Here is a 24,750-nt window from a genome sequence, read left to right on the forward strand (position 1 = left end):
GACATCTCGCCGTCACCTCGCGGCGTTAACCTGCGCCCCGTGACCGCCTCCCCCGGCCGCCTCGCGCGGCGGCTCGGCCTGCTCGACGCCGTCGTCATCGGCATGAGCTCGATGATCGGCGCGGGCGTGTTCGCCGTCTTCGCGCCAGCCGCGCAGGCGGCCGGACCGTGGCTGCTGGCCGGGCTGGCAGTCGCCGTGGTGGTGGCAGCCTGCAACGCCACCTCGACGGCACAGCTCGCCGCGGTCTACCCCACCTCGGGCGGCACCTACGTCTACGGCCGCGAGCGCCTCGGTGAGTGGTGGGGCTTCGCGGCCGGATGGTCGTTCGTCATCGGCAAGACCGCCTCGTGCGCGGCGATGGCGACCACCTTTGCCGCCTACACGGTGCCCGGGCCGTGGCAGCGGCCGGTGGCCGCCGCCGCGGTGCTGGCGCTGACGGCCGTCAGCTGGCGTGGCATCACCCGCACTGCGGCGCTGGCCCGGGTGATCGTCGCCGTCGTGCTGGTCGCGCTGGCCGTGGCCGTCGTCGGCGCGCTGGCCGGCGGTGCGACGCCGGGTTCCCCGCCCGGCGGGGCCACGGCGCCCGGGCCGCTCGGCGTGCTGCAGGCGGCCGGGCTGATCTTCTTCGCGTTCGCTGGCTACGCGCGGATCGCCACGCTCGGGGAGGAGGTGCGCGAGCCCGCGCGGACCATCCCTCGGGCGATCGTGACCACGCTGGCCATCGTGGCCGCCGTCTACACCGCCGTCGCGCTGACCCTGCTGACGGTGCTCGGACCCGACCGTGTCGCGGCCTCGGACGCCCCGCTTGCCGAGGCCGTGGCCGCCGGGTCATGGGCGTGGGCGGTGCCGGTGGTGCGGGTCGGCGCCGCCGCGGCGTGCCTGGGGGCCCTGCTGGCGCTGCTCGCCGGTGTCGGGCGCACCGCGCTGGCGATGGCCCGGGAGGGCGACCTGCCCCGGCCGCTCGCCGCGGTGCACCCCCGCTTCCACGTGCCTCACCGGGTAGAGGCGGCCGTGGGCGCCGTCGTCGCCGTCGCCGTGCTGGTCGCGGACCTGCGTGAGCTCATCGGCTTCAGCTCCACCGGCGTGCTGCTGTACTACGCGGTGGCCAACCTGGCGGCGCTCACCCAGGGCCCGGGCCAGCGCCGTTACCCGCGCGGGCTGCAGGTCCTCGGCCTGGCCGGCTGTCTGGTGCTGGTCGCGACCCTGCCGACGGTGGCGCTGCTCGGCGGGCTCGCCGTGGTGGCGGCCGGGCTGGTGGGCCGGCTGCTCGTGCGCGGCGTCCGGCCCGCGGCGCCTAACCTCGACCCATGACCTCGTCCCGGCCGACGGCGCAGGGCGCAACCCCGCCGGCGCAGCCCGGTCCGGTGAGCGGCGCCGCGACGACGCGCCTCGTCGGCATCGACCTCGCGCGGGGTCTGGCCATCGTCGGGATGTTCGTCGCCCACCTCGGCGCCGACGGCCCGGCCGGCGCGCGGAACCCGGAGTGGTTCGTCATCGCCGACGGGCGCTCCGCCTCGATGTTCGCCCTGCTCGCGGGGGTCTCGCTCGCGCTGACGAGCGGGCGCGACCGGGTCCCGTCGGGGCCACGGCTCGCCCATGCCCGGATGACCACCCTGGTGCGCGCGGCCCTCCTGCTGCCGCTCGGCTGGTTCCTCAGCGCGCTCGGCACACCCGTGGCGGTCATCCTGCCCGCCTACGCCGTGCTGTTCGTCCTCGCTCTGCCGTTCCTCGGGCTCCGGCGCCGGTGGCTGGTCACCGGCGCCGCGGTGACCGCGGTGGTGGGACCCACCCTCATGGCGCTCGCGGTGGAGCCGGTGGGTGGGTCTGCGAGCCTGGTCGCGCGCCTGACCGAGGCGCCCGCGAGCGGCACGGTGCGCCTGCCCGGCGACGAGCTGGTCACCGGCTACTACCCGGCCATCGTCTATCTGGCCTACATCCTGCTCGGGCTGGCCGTCGGTCGCACGGACCTCACGCGGCTGCGCACCCAGGTGGGTCTCCTCGTCGCCGGCGCCGGGCTGGCCGCATTCGCCTGGGGCACCTCGCGGCTCACGCTGGACGCCGTAGGCGCGGACGCCTCCCCCCTGGTGCGCCAGCTGCTCTCGGGCCGGGCCCACGACGACGCCACCCTCGAGGTGCTCGGCAACTGCGGCACCGCCATGGCGGTGATCGGTCTGTTCCTGCTGCTGACCCGGCCGGGCCGGTTCGGCCGGATGGTCGGCGCGGTCCTCAGTCCGTTGGCCGCCGCCGGCGCGATGAGCCTGAGCGTCTACACCGCCCAGATCCTTGCGATCTTCGTCTTGGGCGAGGAGGTGGTGCGGGACGCGACGTCCAACGCCGTGCTCGCGTGGTTCGTCATCGTCGCCCTCGCCGGGGCGTGGCTGTGGCGGCGCCTGTTCGGCCGGGGACCGCTGGAGCGGGTGCTGCACGGCGCGGCGACGGCGGTGGCCGGTCCGCGGCCGAGCTGACGGCTCGCGGTCAGGCTCGCCGAACTCCCGGCTTATGGCTCAAGCTGCCCAGCTCAGATCGACGAGGAGACGTTCGACGGGGCTGCACGCGGCGCCTGAGCCTGGTGGTGCAGTCGCGCGTACGGGGCGTATCTCTCCGGGTAGCGGTGGAGCTCCCGAGGTGTAGCGGTGCCCGGTGGGGGTCGTGATCTCCACGACGTGGCCTCGCGGCCCCGGTCCGGCACGCTGCTCCCCGGCCGGAACGGTCCGTGCCCGCCAGCCCGGCGCCTGACGGGCGTAGTTGCACGCCTCGCAGGTCCCGCGGATGTTCTCCGCCGAGGTCGCGCCGCCGTCGGCGGACGCCTCGATGTGGTCGTGGTGGCGGATCGGGGCGTCGCACCACAGCGTCCGGCACCCCTGGTCCCGCGCGTCGATGAACCGTCCCAGCCCGGGCGGCACGGTCCGGCGCCTGGAGTCCATCGCGACGAGCTGCCCGGTGCCCGGAGCGGTGAAGAGCCGGCGCAGCCACACCAGCACCTTGCGGCCTGCCCCGTCGAGAGATTCCACGGCATCGGCAGTGCCGGTCCGGGCGGCGATCAACGCGCGGGCCCATCCCGCGGCGACCGTGCCGTACCCCGGTATGACCGCCGGTTCGTCATCGCCCGCGAGCAGGGCCCGGTCGGTCATCACCACCTGGACCTCCACCGGGACGTCCGCAGCCCTGTCCTGACCGGTGACCCGCTCGACGAGGGTGTCGGCCATGATCTGCCCCCGGCTCCTGGGGTCGCCCTGCGCCCGCAGCGCGTCGGCCGCCCGGGTCAGCGCCGCGTAGACACCCACGCCCTGGACCACCGGGAGCAGCCCGGTCAGGTAGGTCATGGTGTCCGGCGCCGGCCGCACCGTCACGCAGCGCTCGCTCTCGGCCTTGGCCGACCGCCGCACCACCGACCGAGCGTCGAGCCGGTAGGCGATCTGCTTCACGCGAGCCACGAGCGCCCGGTCCCCGAGCTGCTCGACCGCGCCCGGATCCGCCCAGATCTCGGCATCGAGCGCGGCCCGGTCCACCACCGTCAGGCAAGCGGACTCACGCACCAGCAACGTGGCCCGCCACTCGCTGATCGCCCCGGCCGACAATGCCGCGAAGGTGTCCGGCATCTCGTCCACCAGCGCCTTCGCGAAGCCCAGCAGCCGGCTACCCCGGGAGGGTGACTCCCGACGGGCCAGCGCCACCTGCGCCCCGATCCCGCGACCCCGACGTGCGGCCGGCACCCCCACCGACGCCTGGTGCTGCACCTGCGACGCGTCCAGGTCCACCGCGATGCGGGCCTGCGCCCCCGCAGCCGCCGCCTTGAGCTCCTCCAGCACCCGCAGCTGGTCCACCCGCTCCGCATCGGAGACGTCCCGGTCCAGGCCATCACCGAGTCCCGCCAGCGGGCGACATCGGCAGAGGTCAGGCGCGCAGGCGGAGCCTCGAGATGTCCCGCATCTCCGGCCTGGCCACCCTGCCTCTTCAACATGTGTCTGACGCTATCCGCGCCCACTGACATCGACCCTCACAGTGTGAACGGGGCCGTCCGAGGCCGATGCCCGTGGCAGCCGGCCTGCATTCCGACGAGCCCGGAAGGGCCGCGCAGGGCCGACCGGCGGTGGTTCACGCCCGGACTCGTGGGTGGCGTGCGAAGCCGGGCTCGTGCCTGAGCTCAGCGCCGCAAGGCGGGCACCGGCGCCCACACGTCGCCCGGCAGGGGCCCGGGCAGCACCTCGGGCTCGGCGACGAACCGCGGCTCCGCATCCTCCGCCGTCGTCCGCTGGCGCTCGTAGTCACGCAGCAGGGCCACCACCCACGGGGCGAGACGGATGAGCGCGACCAGGTTGACCAAGGTGATCACTGCCATGGCGGTGTCCATGAGGACCCACACCGTCTGCAGCGCGAGCACGGACCCGACGCCGGTGGTCAGCACCGTCACCGCGCCGAGCACGCGGCGGGCGGAGCCACCGGCACGCAGGAAGTCCATGTTCACCTCGGCGTAGGCGTAGGCGCCAAGGATCGAGGAGAAGCCGAAGAAGAAGATCATGATCGTCATCGGCCAGGCCATCCAGCCGCCGAGCTGGGTGGTCACGGCCGTGGTGGTCAGCTCCGCGCCGGCCTCGATGCCGGTGACGCCCGGGACGTAGATGCTCGCGCCGGAGGCCAGGATGATGAACGCCGTCGAGGTGCAGACGAACATGGTGTCGACGAAGACCCCGAGCGACTGGATCAGGCCCTGCTGCACCGGGTGGGCCACGGTGGCGGTGGCCGCGGCGTTGGGGTTGGTGCCCATGCCGGCCTCGTTGGAGAACAGCCCGCGGCGCACACCGTTGAGGATCGCGGCCACCGCCCCGCCGCCCACGCCGGCGAGCCCTGCTCGCATCCCGAACGCGCCGGCAAAGATGTCGGCGAAGAACTGCGGGACCGCGTCGAGGTTGACCGCGATCACCGCGACCGCGATGGCCACGTAGCCCAACGCCATTGCGGGGGTCATGATCTCGGCGACGCGGGCCACGAGCCTGACGCCACCGAACACCACCAGCGCGGTGAGGACCACCAGCACCAGGGCGGTGGCCCAGGTGGGCACGCCGTGGGAGTGCTCGACGGTCGCCGAGATGGTGTTCGCCTGGACCATCGGCATGGCCAGCGCCATGGAGAGCACGAGCAGGACGGCGAACGCGGTCCCCCACCGGCGCGATCCCAGGCCGCGGGCGATGTAGTACGCCGGACCGCCGCGGAAGGTGCCGTCCAGCGCCCGGACCTTGAACACCTGCGCGAGAGTGGCCTCGGCGAACGAGGTGGCCATGCCCACGAGGGAGACGAGCCACATCCAGAAGATCGCGCCGGGTCCGCCGAGGATCAGGGCGATCGCGACGCCGGTGATGTTCCCGATCCCGATGCGGGTCGCCATGCCGATCGCGAAGGCCTGGAAGGAGGAGATGCCGCCGTCGGCGCCGCGGCGCGAGCGGGTGGCGTAGGACACCATCTGCGTGAACAGGCGCACCTGCACCGCACGCGTGCGCCAGGTCATCACCACGCCCACGAGCACGAGCAGCCCGATGAGCAGGGAGGTGTAGACGGCGTCGTTGACGGCGGTGAGCAGATCGGTCATTCGGGATTCCATTTCGGGGACGACGGCGGGGCGCCCGCCCCAGGTCCGCCGTCGATGGTGGCACATCGGTGCAGTGCGGCGCCGTGGTGCCCGTCACGCCGCTCGCATGTGCCCGTCACGCCGCTCGCCGGTACCCGTCACCCGCCGGGGACGGTGCTCGATGCGCGACCGCTGGAGAAGGCGGGATCGAGATGTCGACCTCTCACCCCGGGCCCGTGGGCGCCGTCTGAGAGGATCGGAGGATGTCGACCACCGCGCTCAACCTCGTCCTGGACGACCTGCTGCCCGAGGGTGAGACGGCCGCGCCGGACGCCGACGCCATCTACGCGGCCTTCGAGTCCTGGGCCACCGAGACCGGCCTGACCCTCTACCCCCACCAGGAGGAGGCGGTCATGGAGCTGGTCTCCGGCTCCCACGTCGTCCTCGCCACCCCCACCGGCTCGGGGAAGTCGCTGGTCGCCATGGGCGCTCTTTTCGCCGCCATGGCCACCGGGCGCACCGGCTACTACACCGCCCCGCTCAAGGCGCTGGTGTCGGAGAAGTTCTTCGACCTGGTGGGCCTGTTCGGCTCCGCCAACGTCGGCATGGTCACCGGGGACTCCGCGATCAACCCCGACGCCCCGATCATCTGCTGCACCGCGGAGATCCTCGCCAACCAGGCGCTGCGCGACGGCGCCGACACCGACGCCGGCGTGGTGGTCATGGACGAGTTCCACTTCTACGCCGACCCCCAGCGCGGCTGGGCCTGGCAGGTGCCCCTCCTCGAGCTGCCGCATGCCCAGTTCCTGCTCATGAGCGCCACCCTGGGCGACGTCTCCTTCTTCGTCGAGGACCTGCGGCGCCGCACCGGCACGGACGTCGCGGTCGTCGACGACGCCGAGCGGCCCGTCCCGCTGACCTACACCTACTCCCTCGAGCCCATCCAGGACCTGCTCCTCGAGCTGGTCTCCACCCACCGCGCCCCGGTGTACGTGGTCCACTTCGCGCAGAAGGACGCCGTCGAGCGGGCACAGTCGCTGACCTCGGTGCAGGTGGCCACCCGCGAGCAGCGCGACCGGATCGCCGCCGCACTGGGCGACTTCCGCTTCGGGCCCGGCTTCGGCGCGATCCTGTCCCGGCTGCTGCGCCACGGGGTCGGCGTGCACCACGCCGGGATGCTCCCGCGCTACCGCCGCCTGGTCGAGCGGCTCACCCAGGCCGGGCTGCTCGGCGTCATCTGCGGCACGGACACCCTCGGGGTGGGCATCAACGTGCCCATCCGCACTGTGGTGCTGACCTCGTTGACCAAGTTCGACGGCGAGAAGTCGCGCCACCTCTCCGCCCGCGAGTTCCACCAGATCGCCGGGCGCGCCGGCCGCGCCGGGTTCGACACCGTCGGCGAGGTCGTCGTCCAGGCCCCGGAGCACGTCATCGAGAACGCCAAGGCCCTCGCCAAGGCCGGCGACGACGAGCGCAAGCGCCGCAAGATCGTGCGCAAGAAGGCCCCCTCCGGGGTGGTGAACTGGACCGACAAGACCTTCGAGCGCCTGCGCGACGCCACCCCCGAGCCGCTGACCAGCCAGTTCCGGGTGACCCACACCATGGTGCTGTCGGTGCTGGCCCGGCCCGGCGACCCGGTGGCGGCCATGTACCGCCTGGTCACCGACAACCACGAGCCCGAGCGTGACCGCAACCCGCACCTGCGCCGGGCCATCGAGATCTACCGGTCGCTGCGCGCGGCCGGCGTGGTCGAGCACGCCGACGCCACCTGGCGCCGCGCCCACCCGAGCGAGCCATATGTTCGCCTGACGGTGGACCTGCCGCGGGACTTCGCGCTCAACGCCCCGCTGTCCCCCTTCGCGCTGGCCGCCCTGGAGCTGCTCGACGTGGAGGACCCGGACTTCGCGCTCGACGTCGTCTCGGTCATCGAGGCGACCCTGGAGGACCCCCGCCCACTGCTGTACGCCCAGCAAAGGGCACTCAAGGGCGAGGCCGTGGGCGCGATGAAGGCCGAGGGCCTGGAGTACGACGAGCGCATGGCGCTGCTCGAGGACGTCACCTGGCCCCGCCCGCTGGCCGAGCTGCTCGAGGCGGCGCTGGCCACGTACCGGCGGACCAACCCGTGGGTGTCCGACTACGAGCTGCAGCCCAAGTCCGTGGTGCGCGAGATGGTCGAGCAGGCCATGACGTTCTCCGAGCTCGTCTCGCGCTACCAGCTCGCCAGGTCCGAGGGTGTGGTGCTGCGGTACCTCACCGACGCCTATCGCGCGCTGCGGCAGGTGGTCCCTGACTGGGCGCGCACCGAGGAGGTCACCGCCGTGGTGGACTGGCTCGGGAACCTGGTCCGCTCGGTCGACTCCTCGCTGCTCGACGAGTGGGAGGCCCTCTCCGCCGGTGCCGCGGCCGCCGCGGGCGCCGTCGTCGTCCCCGAGGACGCCTCCACCGCCGTCGCCGAGCGGCGCTTCGGCGAGGGCCCCGACGGCGAGGTGGCACTGACCCGGAACCGGCACGCGTTCCGGGTGGCGGTACGCAACGCGCTGTTCCGCCGGGTCGACGCGCTCGGGCGGGAGGCCTACGTCGCCCTGGGGCACCTGGACCGGGAGGCGGGGTGGGACACCGACCGCTGGGAGTCGGCCATGGCGCCGTACTGGGCCGAGTACGACTGGCTGGGCACCGGGCCCGAGGCGCGGGCCGCGTCCCTGGTGAGCATCGTCGAGCAGCCGAGCGACGCCGACCTGCCGGCCGCCCTCGCCGGCACCCACCTCGGCGACCTCGCCCCCGGTTCCGAGCGCGTGTGGCTGGTGCGGCAGACCTTCGACGACCCGGCCGGCGACCACGACTGGGGCCTGACCGCGCTGGTCGACCTCGACGCCTCCGACGCGACCGGCGCCGTCGTGCTGAAGGTGCTCGACGTCGGCCCCCGCTGACCCCTGCCTCGCCGCACCGGCGAGATGTCATCTTCTCCTCGAGATGTCACCTTTCTCGGCGAGATGTCACTTCTTCTTTTGCGAGACATCGCCACCGTCCACAGGGCATCGGCGCACGGCCGGCTGACCTGCATCCATGAGGCCGTGGGCGCCGATGTGGCTCACCGACCGCAAGCTCGACAGGACAACCCCCGTTGTGGGTGCGCAAGCCGGCCGACGCCAAGCCCGGCTGACGACCCGGACCGCGCCACGGGCGCCGGACCTGAGAGCATCGCCGCGTGGCGAAGAAGACGACCCCCGCGGGCACCCCCGCCCTGCTCGCGCTCGCGCGAGCCGGCGTGGCGCACGAGGTCCGCGCCTACGAGCACGACCCCCGCAGCGGCCTGAGCTTCGGTGAGGAGGCCGCTGTCGTCCTCAAGGTCGAGCCGGCGCGGGTGTTCAAGACCCTCGTGACCGCGGTGGACGGCGTGCTGACGGTCGCGGTGGTCCCCGTCACCGGCCGGCTGGACCTCAAGGCGCTCGCAACGGCGGTCGGCGGGAAGCGGGCGGTGATGGCCGAACCGGCCGCGGCCGAGCGTGCCACCGGGTACGTCGTCGGCGGCATCTCGCCGCTGGGCCAGCGCAGCCGGCTGGCCACCGTGGTCGACGCAAGCGCGGCGACCTACCCGACAGTGCTGGTCAGCGCCGGGCGCCGCGGCCTGGACGTCGAGCTCGCCCCGGCGGACCTCATCGCGCTGACCGGGGCCGTCGTCGCGGTGGTGGCCCGGTGAGCCCCGCCGTCGTCGCGGTAGTGGCCCGGTGAGCCGCCGCACCTGGGAGGTGCCCGAGCCCGACGTCGCCCGCCACCTGGTACCAGTGCGCCCCGCGGACCTGAGCTCCGCCACCGTCGACGGCGCCGACCTGGCGGGGACGGACCTGCCCGAGCTCGTCCAGGCCCAGATCGAGGGGTCCTCCCTCGAGCGGGCGCGGGCCGGCGGCGGGCACTGGCGCCGGGTCACCCTTGTGGACTGCCGGCTCGACGGCGCCGACCTGGCCAATCTCCGCGCCGAGGAGCTCACGCTCATGCGCACGAGCCTGCGCGAGGTGCGGCTGGTCGGCGCCCAGCTGGCTGGGGCCAGGCTGCGGGCCGTCCGGCTCGCGGGCTGCCTGGCACGGCTGAGCAGCTGGCGCAGCGCCCGGCTGCAGCAGGTGGTGCTCGAGGGCTGCGACCTCGCCGAGGCCGACCTGACCGGCGCCGAGCTGACCGACGTCGTCCTGCGCGACTGCGTCCTCAGTGGCGCCCAGCTGGGCGGCATGCGGTGCGAGCGGGTCGAGCTGCGTGGCTGCCGCCTGGACGGGGTGAGCGGCGTCGCCGGGCTGCGCGGGGCGCGGGTGGCTGAGGAGGACGCCTACGAGCTGCTGCCGGCGATGGCGCGGGAGCTGGGCATCACGATCGGCTCCTGAGCCCCTGGCGTTCTCTGGCAGACCGGGTGCGGCGTTGCAGACCGGGTGCGGCGTTCCCCCGGCTCAGCCCTTCTCGGCCTTCGCCGCCGCCTTCGCGGCCCGCTTGTTCTCTCGTACCTCCTGCAGGGACCCGGCGTCGACGATGTCCGCCACGGACCGCCGCGACCCCTCCTCGCCGTACGCTCCGGCAGCCTCGCGCCATCCCTCGGCCGTCAGCCCGCACTGCTTGCCGAGCAGCGCCAGGAAGATGCGGGCCTTCTGGTCCCCGAACCCGGGCAGCGCCTTGAGCCGCCGCAGCACCTCTGCACCGTCGGGGTCGCCGGACGTCCACAGCGCCGTGGCGTCGCCGCCGTAGTGCTCGAGCAGGTGCGCGCACAGCGCCTGGGTGCGCCCGGCCATCGACCCGGGATAGCGGTGCACCGCCGGCGGGGTCCGGAAGACCTCGGTGAGCCGCTCGGGGTCGGTCTCGGCGAGGGTACGGGCATCGAGGCCGCCGAGCCGCTCCCTGATCTTCAGCGGCCCTGCGAACGCCGTCTCCATCGCCACCTGCTGGTCCAGCAGCATCCCGATCAGCAGGGCGAGGGGGTCGGTGGAGAGCAGGTCGTCCGCGGCGCCGTCGCCGGTGATGTGGAGAGCCATGCGCGTCAGTCTCCCACCCCGGGACCCCAGGATCACTCACGGGCGACGTCGTCACCCTGCTCCCTGTGAGGTGCTTCCGGTGCCGCGCCTCAGTCCGCGGGCGCTGGGGGCGCCGCGGGACGGTTCGCCGGTAGCTTGGCGCCGGCGACCAGACCGACGAGCCCGACCACGACGAGGACGACCAGCGCCAGGGCGTAGTTCCGCCCCGGGGTCGCGGCGAGACCCGCGACCAGGACCGTGCCGGCGATCGCGGTCCCGAGCGACGAGCCGAGGTTCGACACGCTGCGCGAGAGGCCGGAGATCTCGCCCTGCTGCGCCTCGGGGAACGCGGACTGCACCACGTTGACCGATGGCGTGAGCATGATGCCGATGCCGAGCCCGAGGACGAAGAGCCCGGGGGCGAGGGCCCACGCGCTCTGCGAGACCCGCACCAGCAGGATGAGCAACACGATGCCGACGATGGTGACGGCGAAGCCGGTGACGATGAGGGTGCGCTGTGCGCGGCGCTGGGCGAGGCGCTGCGCGGCGAGCGAGGCCAGCAGCACCCCGACGGTGGCCGCAGTGAAGATGACGCCCGTCTCGATCGCGTTGTACCCCCGCGACACCTGCAGGTACGCCGCGACGACGAACGAGGTGCCCATGAGCATGAGCCACTGGGCGTTCTGCGTGACGAGGCCGAGATTCGAGGTGCGGTTGCGGAACAGCTTGGTCGACAGCAACGGTTCCTTCCCCGCCCGCTCCTTGGCCCGCACGGAGGCGAAGAACCAGACGAGGAAGAGGACGCCGGCCACCAGGAGACCGAGGCTGAGGAGCAGGTTGTTGTCGGCGGCCAGGATCCCCGTGACGATGAGGATGAGGCCGACGGCGGACAGGATCGCCCCACCAACGTCGAAGTGGCGCGTCGGGTCCGCCGGCAGGGGGTCCTCGAGGCTGCGCCGGCTGAGCAGGACGATCAGGCCGATGACCAGCGCCTGGAAGATGAACGCCGCCCGCCAGCTGATCGCGGTGGCGATGAGGCCACCGATCAGCGGCCCGGTGGCCGCGCCGATGCCGGCCGCAGCGTTGATCGCCCCGAACGCCCGGGCCCGGGAGGTGGTTCCGGTGAACAGCATCGTCGCGAGGATGTACACCGGCGGGATGAGCAGCGCCGTGCCGATGCCCTCGAGGATGGAGTTGCCGAGGATGAGTACCCCGAGGTTAGGGGCGGCGGCGCTGATGAGCGCGCCGACCGCGTACACCACGAGTCCCACGTTGAGGCACCGCTTGCGGCCGTACCGGTCCGTGAGCTTGCCACCCGGGATCATGAACGCCGCCATGACGAGCAGAAAGAGCGTGATCGCGACCTGGATGCCCTGGACCGTGGTGTTCAGGTCCTCAGCCATGTCGTTGATCATCACGTTCATGTTCGAGCCGGCGAAGCTGCAGATGAACTGCGCCAGTGCCAGCGGGAGCAGCACGCCACGCGCGACGGCCGACGGCCGTGCACTCACCCGTTCGACCATTTGTCCACCGCCTCCATAGGGCACTGTCCTTCGGCCCCTCACAGTGCTGGCCCCACTCCGTCGTCGCATCATGCGCCGGTGATGAGCGACCGGCCGGGCCACCGGTCGGGTCATCCCGTCGGGATGATGCCCGGCTCCCGGCTCCTGCCCGACGGTGGGCGGTAACCATGCAGGCGTCAGGGCGAAGGCCCGGAGGAGCGAGGATCATGAGCGACTACCCGCTGATCGCCGACCACGGGCTCATCGGTGACCTGCAGACCGCTGCGCTGGTCGCCACGGACGGCTCGATCGACTGGTTCTGCTCGCCACGGTTCGACTCGCCGAGCGTGTTCGGCGCCCTGCTCGACCACGCGCGCGGTGGCCACATGCGGATCAGCCCCACGGTCGACGTCGTCACCAGCAAGCAGCTGTACCTGCCGGACACCGCCGTCCTCGTGACCCGGTTCATGACGGAGGACGGTGTCGGTGAGGTCGTCGACTTCATGCCGACGTCCACCTCCAACGCCCCGACCACCAGGCACCGCCTGGTCCGGATGGTGCGCTGCGTACGGGGCCGGATGACCTTCGACCTCGACATCGCACCGCGGTTCGACTACGGCCGCGAGACGCACCAGACCACGGTGAGCGACGACGGCGCGGTCTTCCGCGGCGCGCACACGTCGATGGCCGTCCACCTCGTGCGGGAGCCCGAGGACGAGCGCCTCGCCGAAGGGACGGTGGACTCCCGCGGTGACCTGCACGCACGCCTCCCGCTCACGGCGGGCATGATGCGCGGTGTCGTGGTGGAGACGGGTGCCACCGAGGCGCGCCAGATCCGGGTGGCGGCGGTCCGCGAGCTGTTGGACGAGACCGTGCGCTTCTGGGAGTCGTGGCTCGCACAGTCCACGTACTTCGGGCGCTGGCGCGAGATGGTCCACCGCTCCGCCATCACGCTCAAGCTCATGACGTACGCGCCGACCGGCGGCCTCGTGGCCGCACCGACCGCCGGCCTGCCCGAGCAGATCGGCGGCGAGCGCAACTGGGACTACCGCTACACCTGGGTCCGGGACGCCTCGTTCTCGGTGTACTCCCTCCTCGGGCTGGGCTTCCGGGAGGAGGCGGCCGCGTTCGCCGGCTGGTTGCGGGACCGGGTGCGGGACCAGGGCGCGGACGGAGAGGGCCCGCTGCAGATCATGTACCGGATCGACGGCTCCAGCGACCTGTCCGAGGAGACCCTCGGGCACTGGGAGGGCTACCGCGGCTCCAGTCCCGTCCGCATCGGCAACGGCGCGGCGGGCCAGCTCCAGCTCGACATCTACGGCGAGGCGATCGACAGCATCTACTTCGCGGACAAGCACGGCATCCAGACCGGGCACCCCGGCTGGCTCAGGCTGGTCGACGTGCTGAACTGGCTCGCCGACAACTGGGACCAGCCCGAGGAGGGCATCTGGGAGACACGCGGCGGGCGGCAGGACTTCACCTACGGGCGGCTGATGTGCTGGGTCGCCTTCGACCGCGGCATCCGGCTGGCCACCAGCCACGGCCGGCCCGCCCCCGTGGACCGCTGGCGGCACGAGCGGGACGCCGTCTACAACCAGATCATGGAGCGGGGGTGGAGCCACGAGCGCCAGGCGTTCGTCCAGCACTACCGCACCGACGTCCTCGACGCGTCCCTCCTGCGCATGTCCAACGTCGGCTTTGTCTCGCCGACCGACCCGATGTGGGCCTCCACGCTCGAGGCGATGGACGGCGAGCTGGTGACGGACAGCCTCGTGTACCGCTACGACCCCGAGGCCTCCCCCGACGGTCTGCGCGGCTCGGAGGGCACGTTCTCGTTGTGCTCCTTCGCCTATGTCGACGCCCTGGCCCGGGCCGGCCACGTCGGCAAGGCGCGGCTGATCTTCGAGAAGATGCTCACCTACGCCAACCACCTCGGCCTGTACTCGGAGGAGATCGCCCTGACCGGCGAGCAGATCGGCAACTTCCCCCAGGCCTTCACCCACCTCGCCCTCATCGACGCCGCGCTCCGCCTCAACTCCATCCTCGACCAGACGAAACCGGCGCTGCGGGCACAACCGCTGAGCACCGTCCCCGGCCAGCGCGCACCGGTCCCCGCGTCGACGGACGCCGACGGGACGGCCGCGACAGACCCCGCCACGGCGGCGCAGCCTGCCGTCCCACCGGACCGAGCCTCGTCAGGGTGACGGTCCCGGGCGGGACGCCGTCGCCTGCGGGCGGGGTGACCGTCGCGTGCCGGCGTGGCGACCCCGGGACCTCACTCCGCCTCGACCACCGGGATGACCGGCACCGGCGGCGGGTCCGACTCACGGCCACCCACGTCCGGCATCTGCGCGGCACCGTGGATGATGCCCAGGCGACCGAGCAGGAAGAGGAACGCCTCGGCGTACGGGTTGTCGAGGTTCTGCCGCGCCACCTCCAGCCAGTCCACCTGCTCGCGCAGGGCCCGCACCACCGGCAGCAGGGTGGAGTAGTCGCAGCGGTGCTCGGTGAGCACCCCCAGCTTGGAGGCGACGACGTCGGTGGCCGGCAGCACGGGCATGTTCACCCCGAGCACGTCGAACCGTTCGGCCCGCTCGAGCAGCTCCGGCGTCACGTGGTCACCGGAGACCTTGAAGATGACGTCGACGAGGGCGCCCTCGTTGTAAGCCTTGAACAGCCAGTTCTCCACCGGCTGCTCCACCTCGAGCGCCGTGCTCCCCAGCGCCTCCTTGGCCCGGTCGACGTCCTTCTCGAGGATCGCGAAGTCCACGTCGTGGTCCGACTCCGGCGCCCCGTGCACCCACGCGGCGTACCCGCCCGCGAGCGCGAACGGGATGTCCGCCGCGGACAGGGCCGACCCGGCGATCCGCAACCCGTCACGCAGCAGGGCGCGTTCGTCCTTGTCCATGGTGCGGGTGTACACGATCGACGGCGACGACGCACCACAGGGAGGCGACCCGGCCGGGGGTTCCCGGCCACACCGCCGACGGCGCCCCGGTGCGCGAACGACGCGCGGACCGGACCGATCGCGGGCAGAATCCGAGCGGTGCGGATCGCGACGTTCAACATCCTCCACGGACGCTCGCTCGTGGACGACCGCGTCGATCTCGACCGGTTCACCGACGCGGTGCGCCGGCTCGACGCCGACATCCTCGCGCTGCAGGAGGTCGACCGCGACCAGCCCCGCTCGCACGGCGCCGACCTGACCATGATGGCCGCGGCGGCAATGGGCGCCCCCGAGCACCGGTTCGTCGCCACCATGCACGGCACCCCGGACCTGTGGACCGCCGCCACCGGCGAGGAGCAGCCAGAGGCCGCCACGTACGGCATCGCGCTGCTCAGCCGCTACCCGGTGGAGCACTGGAAGGTGCTCACCCTGCCCGCGCCCCAGCAGCGGGTGCCCGTCCTCTTCCCCGACCGCCGCCGACCGGTCCTGGTCCAGGACGAGCAGCGCACCGCCGTCGCCGCCGTCGTGTCCACCCGCGAGGGCACGTTGAGCGTGGTCGCGACCCACCTGACGTTCGTCCCCGGCTGGAACGTGGCACAGCTGCGCCACCTGGTGCGCGCCGTGCGCGACCTCCCCCGCCCGCTCGTGCTGCTCGGCGACCTCAACCTCGCCGGCGGCCGGCCCGCCCGGTTCAGCGGCCTGCGCCCGCTGGTCGTCGCCCCCACGTTCCCGCTGGACCGTCCGGACCGCCAGCTCGACCACATCCTGGTCGACGGCGATGTCACGGTCACCGAGCCGGGGACCGCCGTCGACCTCGGCATGTCCGACCACCGGGCCCTGCACGTGGGCGTCTCGCTCGCGGCGGCGGCGGCACCGGCTGCCGGCTCCGCCGCCAGAACCGCGCAACGCTGACCGAAGGGCGGGCTCGCACGCCGGGCCCGCACGGTCTCGTCCGCACGGCGGCGCCCGCACCGGCCGCCGCTCCGGGGCCGATATCGTCGGCCCGTGCCTCAGGACCTCCCCGCGCGCATCGCCGCCAACCTCGACACGGTCCGACGGCGGATCGACGCCGCCGCCGCGGGTGCCGGCCGCGACCCGGCCGAGATCCGCCTGCTCCTGGCGGTCAAGACCCAGCCCGTCGAGACGATCCGCGCCGCGCTGGACGCCGGGGCGGACCTGCTCGGGCACAACCGGGCCCAGGAGCTCGCGGCCAGCGGCCCGCCGCTGGCGGAGGCCGGCGTGCCACCGCACGAGATGCACTTCATCGGCCACCTGCAGTCGAACAAGGTCAACCAGGTGCTGCGCTGGGCCACGTGCGTGCAGAGCGTGAACTCGGTGCGCCTGGCCACGCGCCTCGACCAGGCCGTCGCACGCGCCGGCCGCGCGCCGCTGGACGTGCTCGTGGAGGTCAACACCGCCGCGGAGGCGACCAAGACCGGCGCCGACCCGGCCGACGCCGTCGAGCTGGCCACCGCCGTCGGGGCCCTGGAGCACCTGCGGCTGCGTGGGTTGATGACGGTCGGCGCACACTCCCCCGACCCCGCCGAGGTGCGCCGCTCCTACGACCGGCTCGCTCGGCTGCGCTCCGAGATCCTCGCGTCCGCGGCGCCGGGGACGCAGGGTGCGCACGGGCTGAGCATGGGGATGAGCGGCGACCTGGAGATCGCCGTCGCCGCCGGCGCGACGATGGTGCGCGTGGGTACCGCCGTCTTCGGGCCCCGCCCGTACCCATGACGACGGCGGACGGGCCGCGCGCTCAGAACATGCCGTTGTCGTGGGCGAGCTCGGCCGGGATCTCCGCCACGACGTCCCAGTGCTCGGCGATCTTGCCGTCCGCCACCCGGAACAGGTCGTAGAAGGCGGTCGGCCGCCCACCGACGCTGCCCTCCGCCACCGACAGCACGAACTCCCCTTCGGCGATGAGCATGTGCCGTCTGGTGTAGACGACCGCCTTCCCCTGCTTCGTCAGCTCCAGGAACGCCTCGCCCAGCCCGCTGACGCCGTCACGCACCAGCGGGTTGTGCTGGGTGTAGCTGTCGCCGTCGAAGAACTCCGGGACCGCTGACAGGCTGCCCTCCACGAGGACCGTCTGGACGAAGCGGTCCACCAGTGCCCGGCTCTCCTCGGTCGCCTCGGGCCGCGTGACCTGCGTGGGGCCGTCCGTCTGGCTGCGCCCCGACGCGGTCGAGGCCACCACGGGCTGCTCGACGGACCAGTGCTCGACGGCCTTGCCGTCCCGCATGCGGTGGATGTCGAAGGCGACGACGTCGTCCGGGCCGACCCCGCGGAGGGTGCCGTGGCTCGCGACCAGGTCACCGTCCTCGAAGATCCGGTGCACCTCGAACGAGGAGCCCGCGGGCACAGCTGAGACGAGGCTGCGCAGGCCCTCCCGGCCGTCCGGCACGTCGGCGGCGTGCTGGACGTAGTCGGCGGCGACGAACCGGTCCACGGCCGAGGCGTCGTGGCTGCCGAACAGCGTGTCGAAGGCGTCCCGAATGACGTCCCGGTCGGACATCGTGACCTCCCCTGGGTGCGGACGGCCACGCTAGACCCGCTGCCCCCGCCGGGCCAGCCGTCAGTTCGGGGGTGCGGTCCTCCAGGCGCAGCTGGTTCGGCGGACGGACCGCCGCTGACGCCGCCCGCGCCGTCGCGCGTCCGGACGCGGCCCCGACGGCGGGCCGGTCACGGCACCCGGTACGTCCAGTCGTCCGAGAGGAACTTCGTCGCCATGAGCTCGTGGGCCCGGGCCAGCTCGTCCTCGGTGTAGTTCGACGGCACGGTGTTGTAGCGGCCGCGGAAGTGGGCGATGAAGGCGTCGATGATCGCCTCGCGGGCCATGCCTGTCTGCGAGCGCATGGGGTCCACCCGCTTGTTGGCGCTCTTGGTGCCCTTGTCGGACATCTTCTCCCGGCCGATGCGAAGCACGTCGAGCATCTTGTCGGCGTCGATGTCGTAGGCCATCGTCACGTGGTGGAGCACCACCCCGGAGGCGAAGCGCTTCTGCGCCGCGCCGCCGATCTTGCCGTGCTCGGACGCGATGTCGTTCAGGGGCACGTACCGGGCGTCGACGCCGATCTCCGCGAGGGCGCCGAGCACCCAGTCGTCGAGGAATGCGTAGGAGCGCTCGAAGCTGAGGCCCTCCACCAGCGACTCTGGCACCACCAGCGAGTAGGTGATGCAGTTGCCGGGCTCCATGAACATCGCCCCGCCACCGGAGATGCGGCGCACGACGCTCATGCCGTGCCGTGCGAGCGCCTCCGGGTCGATCTCGTTGCGCACCGACTGGAACGAGCCGATGACCACCAGGGGCGCGTCCCACTCCCAGATCCGCATCGTGGGCCCCCGCCGGCCGGCCGCGACCTCGCCGGGGATGACCTCGTCCAGGGCGACGTTCAGCGCGGGATGCACCGGCCCGCCGTGGATGACCTCGAAGGTGTGGTCGCCCCAGCTCGTCGCGTGCCCCAGGGCGCGCCGCACGGCGATGCCGACGGCCTCGGCGGAGAAGCCGACCATGCTCACCGTGTGGTCGATGGCGGCCGTGATGGCGCCCGCGAGCTGCTCGGCGGTGGCTTCCGCGGGCATCCCGGCGAGCGCGGCGTTGATGTCCTCCAGCGCGGAGTCGGGCTCGAGGAAGAAGTCCCCGGACACGCGGGGGTTGCGCAGGCGGCCGTCCTCGACGTCGACGTCGACCGCGACCAGCTTGCCCCCGGGGACCTTGTACTCACCATGCATGCCGCAACTCTAGGTCCGACGGCGGACGGGTCCGGCGTCCCGGTGGTCACGCCACGGTCCTGGTCGAGCCGGCCGCGAGCGCGGTAGTACTTCCCTCAGGCTATTCCTGAGCGAAGTACTACCGGCCTGGGCGCCCGACCGGGCGGGTGCACCATCAGCCGGGGAAGCCGCAGCAGGCCGACGGCGGGACGCACCGCGGACCGGGGGTCCGCCGTCATGCTCAGCGCGGCTCGACGCCCGCGTGCAGCAGCCCCCACACGATCGCATCGGTCAGCGCCTCCCAGCTGGCCTCGATGATGTTCGGGCCCACGCCCACGGTCGACCAGCTGCGCACGGTGTCGGACGTCTCGATGAGCACGCGGATGATCGCGTCGGTGCCCTGCTGCGAGTCGAGGATGCGCACCTTGTAGTCGGTGAGCTCGAACCCCTCGATCTCCGGGTAGGTGCTGACCAGCGCGCGGCGCAGGGCGTCGTCCAGGGCGTTGACCGGGCCGTTGCCCTCCCCGGTGCTGACCACCCGGCCGCGCCCGGTGCGCAGCTTGACGGTCGCCTCGGCGTCGGTGGGGGCGCCGACGCCGGGCCGGTGCTCGACGAACGTGCGCCAGCTCTCCACCTCGAAGAAGCGCGGGCCGTGCCCGTCGATCTCGTGGCGCAGCAGCAGCTCGAAGGAGGCGTCCGCGGCGTCGTAGGTGTACCCCGCGGCCTCGGCGTCCTTGACCCGCCGGGTCACGCGCCCGAGGAGCTCGGACTGCCCGGCCAGGTCGAAGCCCAGCTCGCGGCCCTTGAGCTCGATGGAGGCCCGGCCGGCCATCTCCGAGACCAGCATGCGCATGTCGTTGCCGACCGCGACGGGGTCGATGTGCTGGTACAGGTCCGGGTCGATGCGGATGGCGCTGGCGTGCAGGCCGGCCTTGTGCGCGAACGCGGAGGCGCCGACGTAGGGCTGGCGGCCGTAGGGGGTGATGTTGGTGAGCTCGGAGATCGCGTGAGAGATGCGGCTGGCCTCGCGGAGCCCCTCGCTGCCGAGCAGGTCGTGGCCGAGCTTGAGCTCGAGGTTGGCCACGCAGGTGAGCAGGTCGGCGTTGCCCGTGCGCTCGCCGTAGCCGTTGATGGTGCCCTGGATGTGGGCGGCGCCGGCCCCGACGGCGGCCAGGGTGTTGGCGACTGCGCAGCCGGAGTCGTTGTGGGCATGCATACCCAGCCGGCCGGTGGTCGCGGCGCGTACCTCCCCGACCACCTGGCTCACCCAGTCGGGCAGCATCCCGCCGTTGGTGTCGCACAGCACCACGGTCGCCGCGCCGGCGTCGAACGCGGTCTGCACGCACCGCAGGGCGTAGGCGGGGTCGTAGCGGTAGCCGTCGAAGAAGTGCTCCGCGTCGAGCACCACCTCCCGGCCCAGCCCGACCAGGTAGCGCACGGTCTCGCCGATCATGCGGAGGTTCTCCTCCGCCGTCGTCCGCAGCGCCCGCTCGACGTGCCGGATGTCGCTCTTGGCGACGAGGGTGATGACGGGGGCCTCGGAGTCGACGAGCGCGCGCACCTGGGCGTCCTCGTGCGGCTGGGCGCCGGGCTTGCAGGTGGACCCGAACGCGGCGAGCCGGGCATGGCGCAGGTCCAGCTCCTTGGCGGCGCGGGCGAAGAACTCGGTGTCCTTCGGGATCGCGCCGGGCCAGCCGCCCTCGATGTAGCCCACGCCGAGCTCGTCGAGCTGCGCGGCGATGGCCAGCTTGTCGGCCACGGAGAGGTTCATGCCCTCCTGCTGGGCGCCGTCGCGCAGGGTGGTGTCGTAGACCTGGACGACGGCGGAGGCCGGGTCCTCGGCGTGCGCGGGACGGGTGAGGCCGGAGGGGGCGACGGTGCTCGACATGCGGAAACTCCTTGCGGAAGGCCGCGGGCGCGGCCAGTGGTCACGCGACGCTGGTCCCAGCCTAGGCCGGCGGGGTGGTGCCGGTACCGGTCGCCACCGGGCCGGCCCGGTGGCTGTGTCACCGGGAGTGGTGGCCCCGGCAACAAAAAGACCTCCCGAGGTACGGGAGGTCTGCGCGCCGGGCGGGTGTGCCCGACGCGCTAGCCGATAATCAGCTGGGCCTGCGTCACGCGCCACAGTGTGCCACAGCCCACCTGCCCCGTGTCCAGCCGCGCCACGATGTGGCGGTGCCGTCCTGTCACGGCGGCGCTGACGTCGTGACGCTGTCCCGGGGTGTGGCCGGTGCGGCCAGCACCTCCAGCGCCACCAGCAGCACACCCACGATGAGTGCGACGACCAGCACGTCCACCCCGCTCGGGCGGTCCCAGAACAGCAGCACGACGGCGGCAAGGACGAGCACCGTGACGCGGATCGCCCTGCGGTAGGCGGACAGCCGGGCCGCCACCCGCTCCCCCGCCAGCCCGCCGGGTGCACCGGCCAGCTCACGGAGGCGGCCCGTCCCGTTCGAGAGGGCGTTACGGATGCCCACCGCGGCCGGGGACGGTCCGGTCAGGTAGGCCGTCGCGGCGACGACCACGCCGAGGACGAAGGCGGCACGCAGGCCGGTCCTGAGGAACCGCACGATCGTGTCGAACAGCCCCGCCGCGGGCTCCCGCGCCAGGAGGTCGGCCGGCACGGCGTTGAGGTAGGCGGAACGCCCTGCCGCGAGCAGCAGCGCGAGGACCACCATGGACAGCGCCACCCCGATCCCGACCCAGACCAGCGCGCGACGCCGGTGCGGCGCAATGAGCACCCCGGCGAAAAGGACCGCGACGGTGACGAACGGCAGTGCCGTGCCCAACGTGTTGAGCAAGCCGAAGGCGGACTGCGCCGCGGGCAGGTTCGGCACGTCGAAGAGCACGAACGACTTGTGGATCTCCGGGATCCGGGCGGCCACCGTGAGGCCGCGGTCCACGAGCCGTTCCTTGACGATCTCGACGAACGGGGCGATATCGATGCTGACCTGGCCGTTCGCGACGGACACCCCCTCTCTGGTGTCCCCGGTGAGCACCGCGACGAGCTGCCGGTGGACGAGCCGGTTCGCCTGCACCCACGCCGCGGCGAACTGGTCGGAGGCGACCACGCGGTCCACCTGGGACCCGACGAATCCCTCGACGCCGTCGACCGCCGGGCCGGCCAGCGCCACGATCCGCTCCTGCAGCTCCGGCGGGAGGTCGGTGGACCCTGCGATCGCGGTCATGGCCTGGGTGGCGATCTCCTCGAGGCCGAGCGCGTTGAACACCTCGGTGGTGACGGTCGCCGCGATGGCGTCCTGCACCGCCGGGTCCTCGATGACGGGTGCCACAGTCTCGACGTACGCGTCCGTGTCTGTGACCTGGGTGTCGAGCCAGGTGGCGATGACCGAGAGCGGTGCGAGGACGCAGCCGAGCAGGATGACGAGCGCGGCGGCCACGACCCGGAGCCGGCTACGGGCGCGGTGCTCGCGCGGCGGGGCCGGCCGGGCCGCGGCCCGGGCACGCAGGCCGGCCACCTCGGCCCGCAGTCGATCGAGCTCGGCGCGTTCGTCGACGCCCAGGGGAGTCGTGTCGGCCATGGCCTCAACCTCACGCATCGTCGGGTGCGGCACCGCGCTCCGCGGTCGCGGTGGTCTGCCCGGTTTCCATCCTGCGGTGCCCGCGATCCCGCCTGATCGCCCGCCAGGGGTGAACGCCTGCCTTCTCGCAGCGGGCTGGCTCCGCTTCCCGCCCGCTGGGAAGCGGAGCCGACACCCCTCATCCACGACGGGTGAGGTGCCATGGGGCCGGCGGTAGAACCTGCCCCGCCGACGCGAGCTGAGCACCGGGTGGAGGAGGCGGCCCGACAATCACCCACCGCGTGTGAGGCCATCTCACCCGGGCGGGGGTTACCTGGTGATCGGGGGACGCAGACCATGTGGCGACGCCGACCATGTGGCGACGCCGACCATGTGGCGACGCCGACCAGAGGAGCCTGCGATGAACGCGAAGGCACAACGCCTTCTCAGCGAGGACGTCGCCGAGGTCCTGAGGCTCGTGAAGGACTCCGACAGCGTGGAGCTGAAGGTCACGGTGCCGGACAACGCCTACCGCCCGGCGGTGGCGGCCCTTGGGGCGGACCCGCTCAACGGGCAGATCCGCCAGGTGTTCTTCTTCGACACCCCCGACCTCAGGCTCAACGCGGCGGGCGTCGTCGCGCGGGCGCGCCGGATCCAGGGCCGCGGCGACGACTCCGTCGTCAAGCTGCGTCCCGTCGTCCCCTCGACCCTGCCCGCCCAGCTGCGCCAGTCCCCCGCGCTCGTGGTGGAGGTCGACGCGATGCCCGGTGGCTACGTGTGCTCCGCGTCCCTCAAGCACCTGCTGCCCAAGCCCGAGGTGCGGCCGGTCGTGCTGGACGGCAAACCGCTGCGCAAGCTCTTCTCGAAGGAGCAGCGGGCGTTCTACACCGAGCATGCCCCGGAGGGACTCGGCCTGGACGACCTCTCGGTGCTCGGCCCGATCTTCGTGCTCAAGCTCAAGCTCCGCCCGGAGGGGTTCGCGCGCAAGCTCGTGGGCGAGATGTGGATCTACCCGGACGGTTCCCGCGTCGTCGAGCTGTCCACCCGGTGCCTGCCCGGCGAGGGCCTCGAGGCGGGTCTGGAGACGCGGGCGTTCCTCGAGGCCAAAGGGATCCCGCTCAGCGTCGACCAGCTCACCAAGACCAAGACGGCGCTGGAGTTCTTCTCCGCCGAGCTGCAGGCCCAGAAGAACCAGGCGCCTACCCAGAAGAGCAAGGCGCCGGCCAAGAAGAGCAAGGCGCCGGCCAAGAAGAGCAAGGCGCCGGCCAAGAAGAGCTGACCACCGCCCCGGCGCCCGGAGACCGTCAGACCAGGCGGTACATCCAGTCGTGCGGGTCCGCGCGGCGGCCGTACTGGATGTCGGTCAAGGTGGTGTACAGCTCCGTCGTCACCGAGCCGGGTGCGCCGTCGGCGACCGTCACGTCGAAGCCCTCCCCCGCCAGGCGGCCGATCGGGGTGATGACCGCGGCGGTGCCGCACGCGAACATCTCCGCCACCTGCCCGGAGCCGATCTCCTCGAGCAGGGGGGCCAGCTCGATCGTCTCCTCGCGCACGGTGCGCCCGGCGTCCCGCAGCAGCTGCAGGATCGCGGCACGGGTGCCGCCCTCGAGGATCGTGCCTGTCAGGGCGGGGGTGCGCACCGCGCCGTCGGCGTCGACGACGAAGACGTTCATCCCGCCGAGCTCCTCGAGGTGGGTGTTCGTCGCGGCGTCGAGGAAGCAGACCTGCTCGAAGCCCTTCTCGTAAGCCTCCTGCTGGGGGAGCAAGGACGCGGCGTAGTTGCCGCCGGTCTTGGCCGCGCCCATGCCCCCGGGGCCGACCCGGTGGAAGTCCTGCGCCACCCAGATGGACACCGGCTGGAAGCCGTTGACGAAGTACGGCCCCACCGGTGAGGCGATGAGGAGGTACTCGAGCTCGTGCGCCGAGCGCACCCCGAGGAACGCCTCGGTGGCGATCATGAACGGGCGCAGGTAGAGGCTGGAGCCTTCCACGCCGGGCACCCAGCGCTGGTCGACGGCGGCGAGCGCGGCCAGCGATGCGACGAAGTCCTCCTCGGGCAGTTCCGGCAGCGCAAGCCGGCGGGCGGAGGCGTTGAAGCGGGCGGCGTTGAAGCCGGGCCGGAAGGTCCACACGGACCCGTCGTCGTGCCGGTAGGCCTTGAGCCCTTCGAAGATCTCCTGGCCGTAGTGGAACACCGCCGCGGCCGGCGAGAGCGTGAGCGGCCCGAACGGCTCCGTGCGGTGGGCCTGCCAGCCCTCGTCCCGCGTCCACCTGGCCCGGACCATGTGGTCGCTGAACGCGACCCCGAACGAGAGGTGCGCCATGACGGCGTCGTACTCCGGGTCGGACGCCGGAGCCGAGTTGGGCGTGAGTGGGAAGCGGGCGACGAGCTCGCTCGCGGCCGGCAGCTGGGCGGCGGAGAGCGCGGTCAGCGTGGCGACCGGGGACGGGGTGCTCATAGGAGACCTTCTCGAGACGTGTGCGGCGGGTGCTGGGGACGACGGTAGCGCCGGATGCC

Annotated in this window: 19 protein-coding genes; 9 read left to right on the forward strand and 10 right to left on the reverse strand. The window is 72.8% G+C overall.

Annotation, left to right across the window (positions count from 1 at the left end):
• Positions 1-39: 39 nt before the first annotated feature.
• Positions 40-1,311 (forward strand): APC family permease, encoded by a 1,272-nt coding sequence (locus FE374_RS12550; RefSeq protein ID WP_230978291.1) that lies wholly within the window; start codon positions 40-42, stop codon positions 1,309-1,311.
• Positions 1,308-2,465, forward strand: a complete 1,158-nt coding sequence (locus tag FE374_RS12555; RefSeq protein WP_139929502.1) for a heparan-alpha-glucosaminide N-acetyltransferase domain-containing protein — start codon at positions 1,308-1,310, stop codon at positions 2,463-2,465. Before FE374_RS12550 ends, FE374_RS12555 begins: the two co-directional genes overlap by 4 nt.
• 39 nt (positions 2,466-2,504) lie before the next feature.
• Here FE374_RS12555 and FE374_RS12560 read toward each other — a convergent pair whose 3' ends face one another.
• Positions 2,505-3,824: an HNH endonuclease gene (locus tag FE374_RS12560; RefSeq protein ID WP_230978292.1), complete on the reverse strand. Its 1,320-nt coding sequence runs from the start codon at positions 3,822-3,824 to the stop codon at positions 2,505-2,507.
• Positions 3,825-4,144: 320 nt separating this feature from the next.
• On the reverse strand, positions 4,145-5,584 hold the full coding sequence (locus FE374_RS12565; protein WP_230978293.1) for an alanine/glycine:cation symporter family protein: 1,440 nt from the start codon (positions 5,582-5,584) through the stop codon (positions 4,145-4,147).
• Between the two features lie 242 nt (positions 5,585-5,826).
• Here FE374_RS12565 and FE374_RS12570 point away from each other — a divergent pair, with 242 nt between their 5' ends.
• From FE374_RS12570 to FE374_RS12580, 3 genes are all read left to right on the forward strand, one after another.
• Positions 5,827-8,490 (forward strand): DEAD/DEAH box helicase, encoded by a 2,664-nt coding sequence (locus FE374_RS12570; protein WP_139929507.1) that lies wholly within the window; start codon positions 5,827-5,829, stop codon positions 8,488-8,490.
• Positions 8,491-8,768: 278 nt separating this feature from the next.
• A complete protein-coding gene (ybaK, locus tag FE374_RS12575) occupies positions 8,769-9,260 on the forward strand; it encodes a Cys-tRNA(Pro) deacylase (protein WP_139929509.1) in 492 nt (163 codons plus the stop codon).
• Between the two features lie 28 nt (positions 9,261-9,288).
• Complete coding sequence (locus FE374_RS12580) at positions 9,289-9,933, forward strand: pentapeptide repeat-containing protein (protein ID WP_139929510.1); 645 nt, start codon at positions 9,289-9,291, stop codon at positions 9,931-9,933.
• A 63-nt stretch (positions 9,934-9,996) separates the two neighbouring features.
• Here FE374_RS12580 and FE374_RS12585 read toward each other — a convergent pair whose 3' ends face one another.
• Positions 9,997-10,572 (reverse strand): HhH-GPD-type base excision DNA repair protein, encoded by a 576-nt coding sequence (locus tag FE374_RS12585; RefSeq protein ID WP_139929512.1) that lies wholly within the window; start codon positions 10,570-10,572, stop codon positions 9,997-9,999.
• Positions 10,573-10,661: 89 nt separating this feature from the next.
• On the reverse strand, positions 10,662-12,074 hold the full coding sequence (locus FE374_RS12590; protein ID WP_139929514.1) for an MFS transporter: 1,413 nt from the start codon (positions 12,072-12,074) through the stop codon (positions 10,662-10,664).
• A 206-nt stretch (positions 12,075-12,280) separates the two neighbouring features.
• Between FE374_RS12590 and FE374_RS12595 the strand changes: the two genes are divergently transcribed.
• The gene (locus FE374_RS12595) at positions 12,281-14,257 is read left to right on the forward strand and encodes a glycoside hydrolase family 15 protein (protein ID WP_139929516.1); all 1,977 of its coding nucleotides are present in this window, start codon (positions 12,281-12,283) and stop codon (positions 14,255-14,257) included.
• Positions 14,258-14,328: 71 nt separating this feature from the next.
• Here the strand turns inward: FE374_RS12595 and FE374_RS12600 are convergent, their stop codons facing one another.
• Positions 14,329-14,961: a nucleotidyltransferase gene (locus tag FE374_RS12600; RefSeq protein ID WP_179957313.1), complete on the reverse strand. Its 633-nt coding sequence runs from the start codon at positions 14,959-14,961 to the stop codon at positions 14,329-14,331.
• Positions 14,962-15,099: 138 nt separating this feature from the next.
• On the opposite strand from FE374_RS12600, the gene FE374_RS12605 reads away from it, so the two are divergent.
• Positions 15,100-15,912, forward strand: a complete 813-nt coding sequence (locus tag FE374_RS12605; RefSeq protein ID WP_139929518.1) for an endonuclease/exonuclease/phosphatase family protein — start codon at positions 15,100-15,102, stop codon at positions 15,910-15,912.
• A gap of 93 nt (positions 15,913-16,005) precedes the next feature.
• On the forward strand, positions 16,006-16,734 hold the full coding sequence (locus tag FE374_RS12610; RefSeq protein ID WP_139929520.1) for a YggS family pyridoxal phosphate-dependent enzyme: 729 nt from the start codon (positions 16,006-16,008) through the stop codon (positions 16,732-16,734).
• 22 nt (positions 16,735-16,756) lie between these two features.
• Here the strand turns inward: FE374_RS12610 and FE374_RS12615 are convergent, their stop codons facing one another.
• The 4 genes from FE374_RS12615 to FE374_RS12630 form a co-directional block, all read right to left on the reverse strand.
• On the reverse strand, positions 16,757-17,515 hold the full coding sequence (locus FE374_RS12615; RefSeq protein WP_139929521.1) for a nuclear transport factor 2 family protein: 759 nt from the start codon (positions 17,513-17,515) through the stop codon (positions 16,757-16,759).
• 167 nt (positions 17,516-17,682) lie between these two features.
• The gene (locus FE374_RS12620; RefSeq protein ID WP_139929523.1) at positions 17,683-18,732 is read right to left on the reverse strand and encodes a lipoate--protein ligase family protein; all 1,050 of its coding nucleotides are present in this window, start codon (positions 18,730-18,732) and stop codon (positions 17,683-17,685) included.
• 220 nt (positions 18,733-18,952) lie between these two features.
• Positions 18,953-20,599, reverse strand: coding sequence for a citramalate synthase (gene cimA / locus FE374_RS12625; protein ID WP_139929525.1), 1,647 nt, complete (start codon positions 20,597-20,599; stop codon positions 18,953-18,955).
• A gap of 298 nt (positions 20,600-20,897) precedes the next feature.
• Positions 20,898-22,253: a hypothetical protein gene (locus tag FE374_RS12630; RefSeq protein ID WP_139929527.1), complete on the reverse strand. Its 1,356-nt coding sequence runs from the start codon at positions 22,251-22,253 to the stop codon at positions 20,898-20,900.
• A gap of 400 nt (positions 22,254-22,653) precedes the next feature.
• Here FE374_RS12630 and FE374_RS12635 point away from each other — a divergent pair, with 400 nt between their 5' ends.
• On the forward strand, positions 22,654-23,511 hold the full coding sequence (locus FE374_RS12635) for an adenylate cyclase (RefSeq protein WP_139929528.1): 858 nt from the start codon (positions 22,654-22,656) through the stop codon (positions 23,509-23,511).
• Between the two features lie 25 nt (positions 23,512-23,536).
• On the opposite strand, the gene FE374_RS12640 is transcribed toward FE374_RS12635, so the two are convergent.
• Complete coding sequence (locus FE374_RS12640; protein WP_139929530.1) at positions 23,537-24,691, reverse strand: branched-chain amino acid aminotransferase; 1,155 nt, start codon at positions 24,689-24,691, stop codon at positions 23,537-23,539.
• Positions 24,692-24,750: the final 59 nt, after the last annotated feature.

The sequence above is a fragment of the Georgenia yuyongxinii genome, from assembly GCF_006352065.1.
Classification (GTDB): domain Bacteria; phylum Actinomycetota; class Actinomycetes; order Actinomycetales; family Actinomycetaceae; genus Georgenia; species Georgenia yuyongxinii.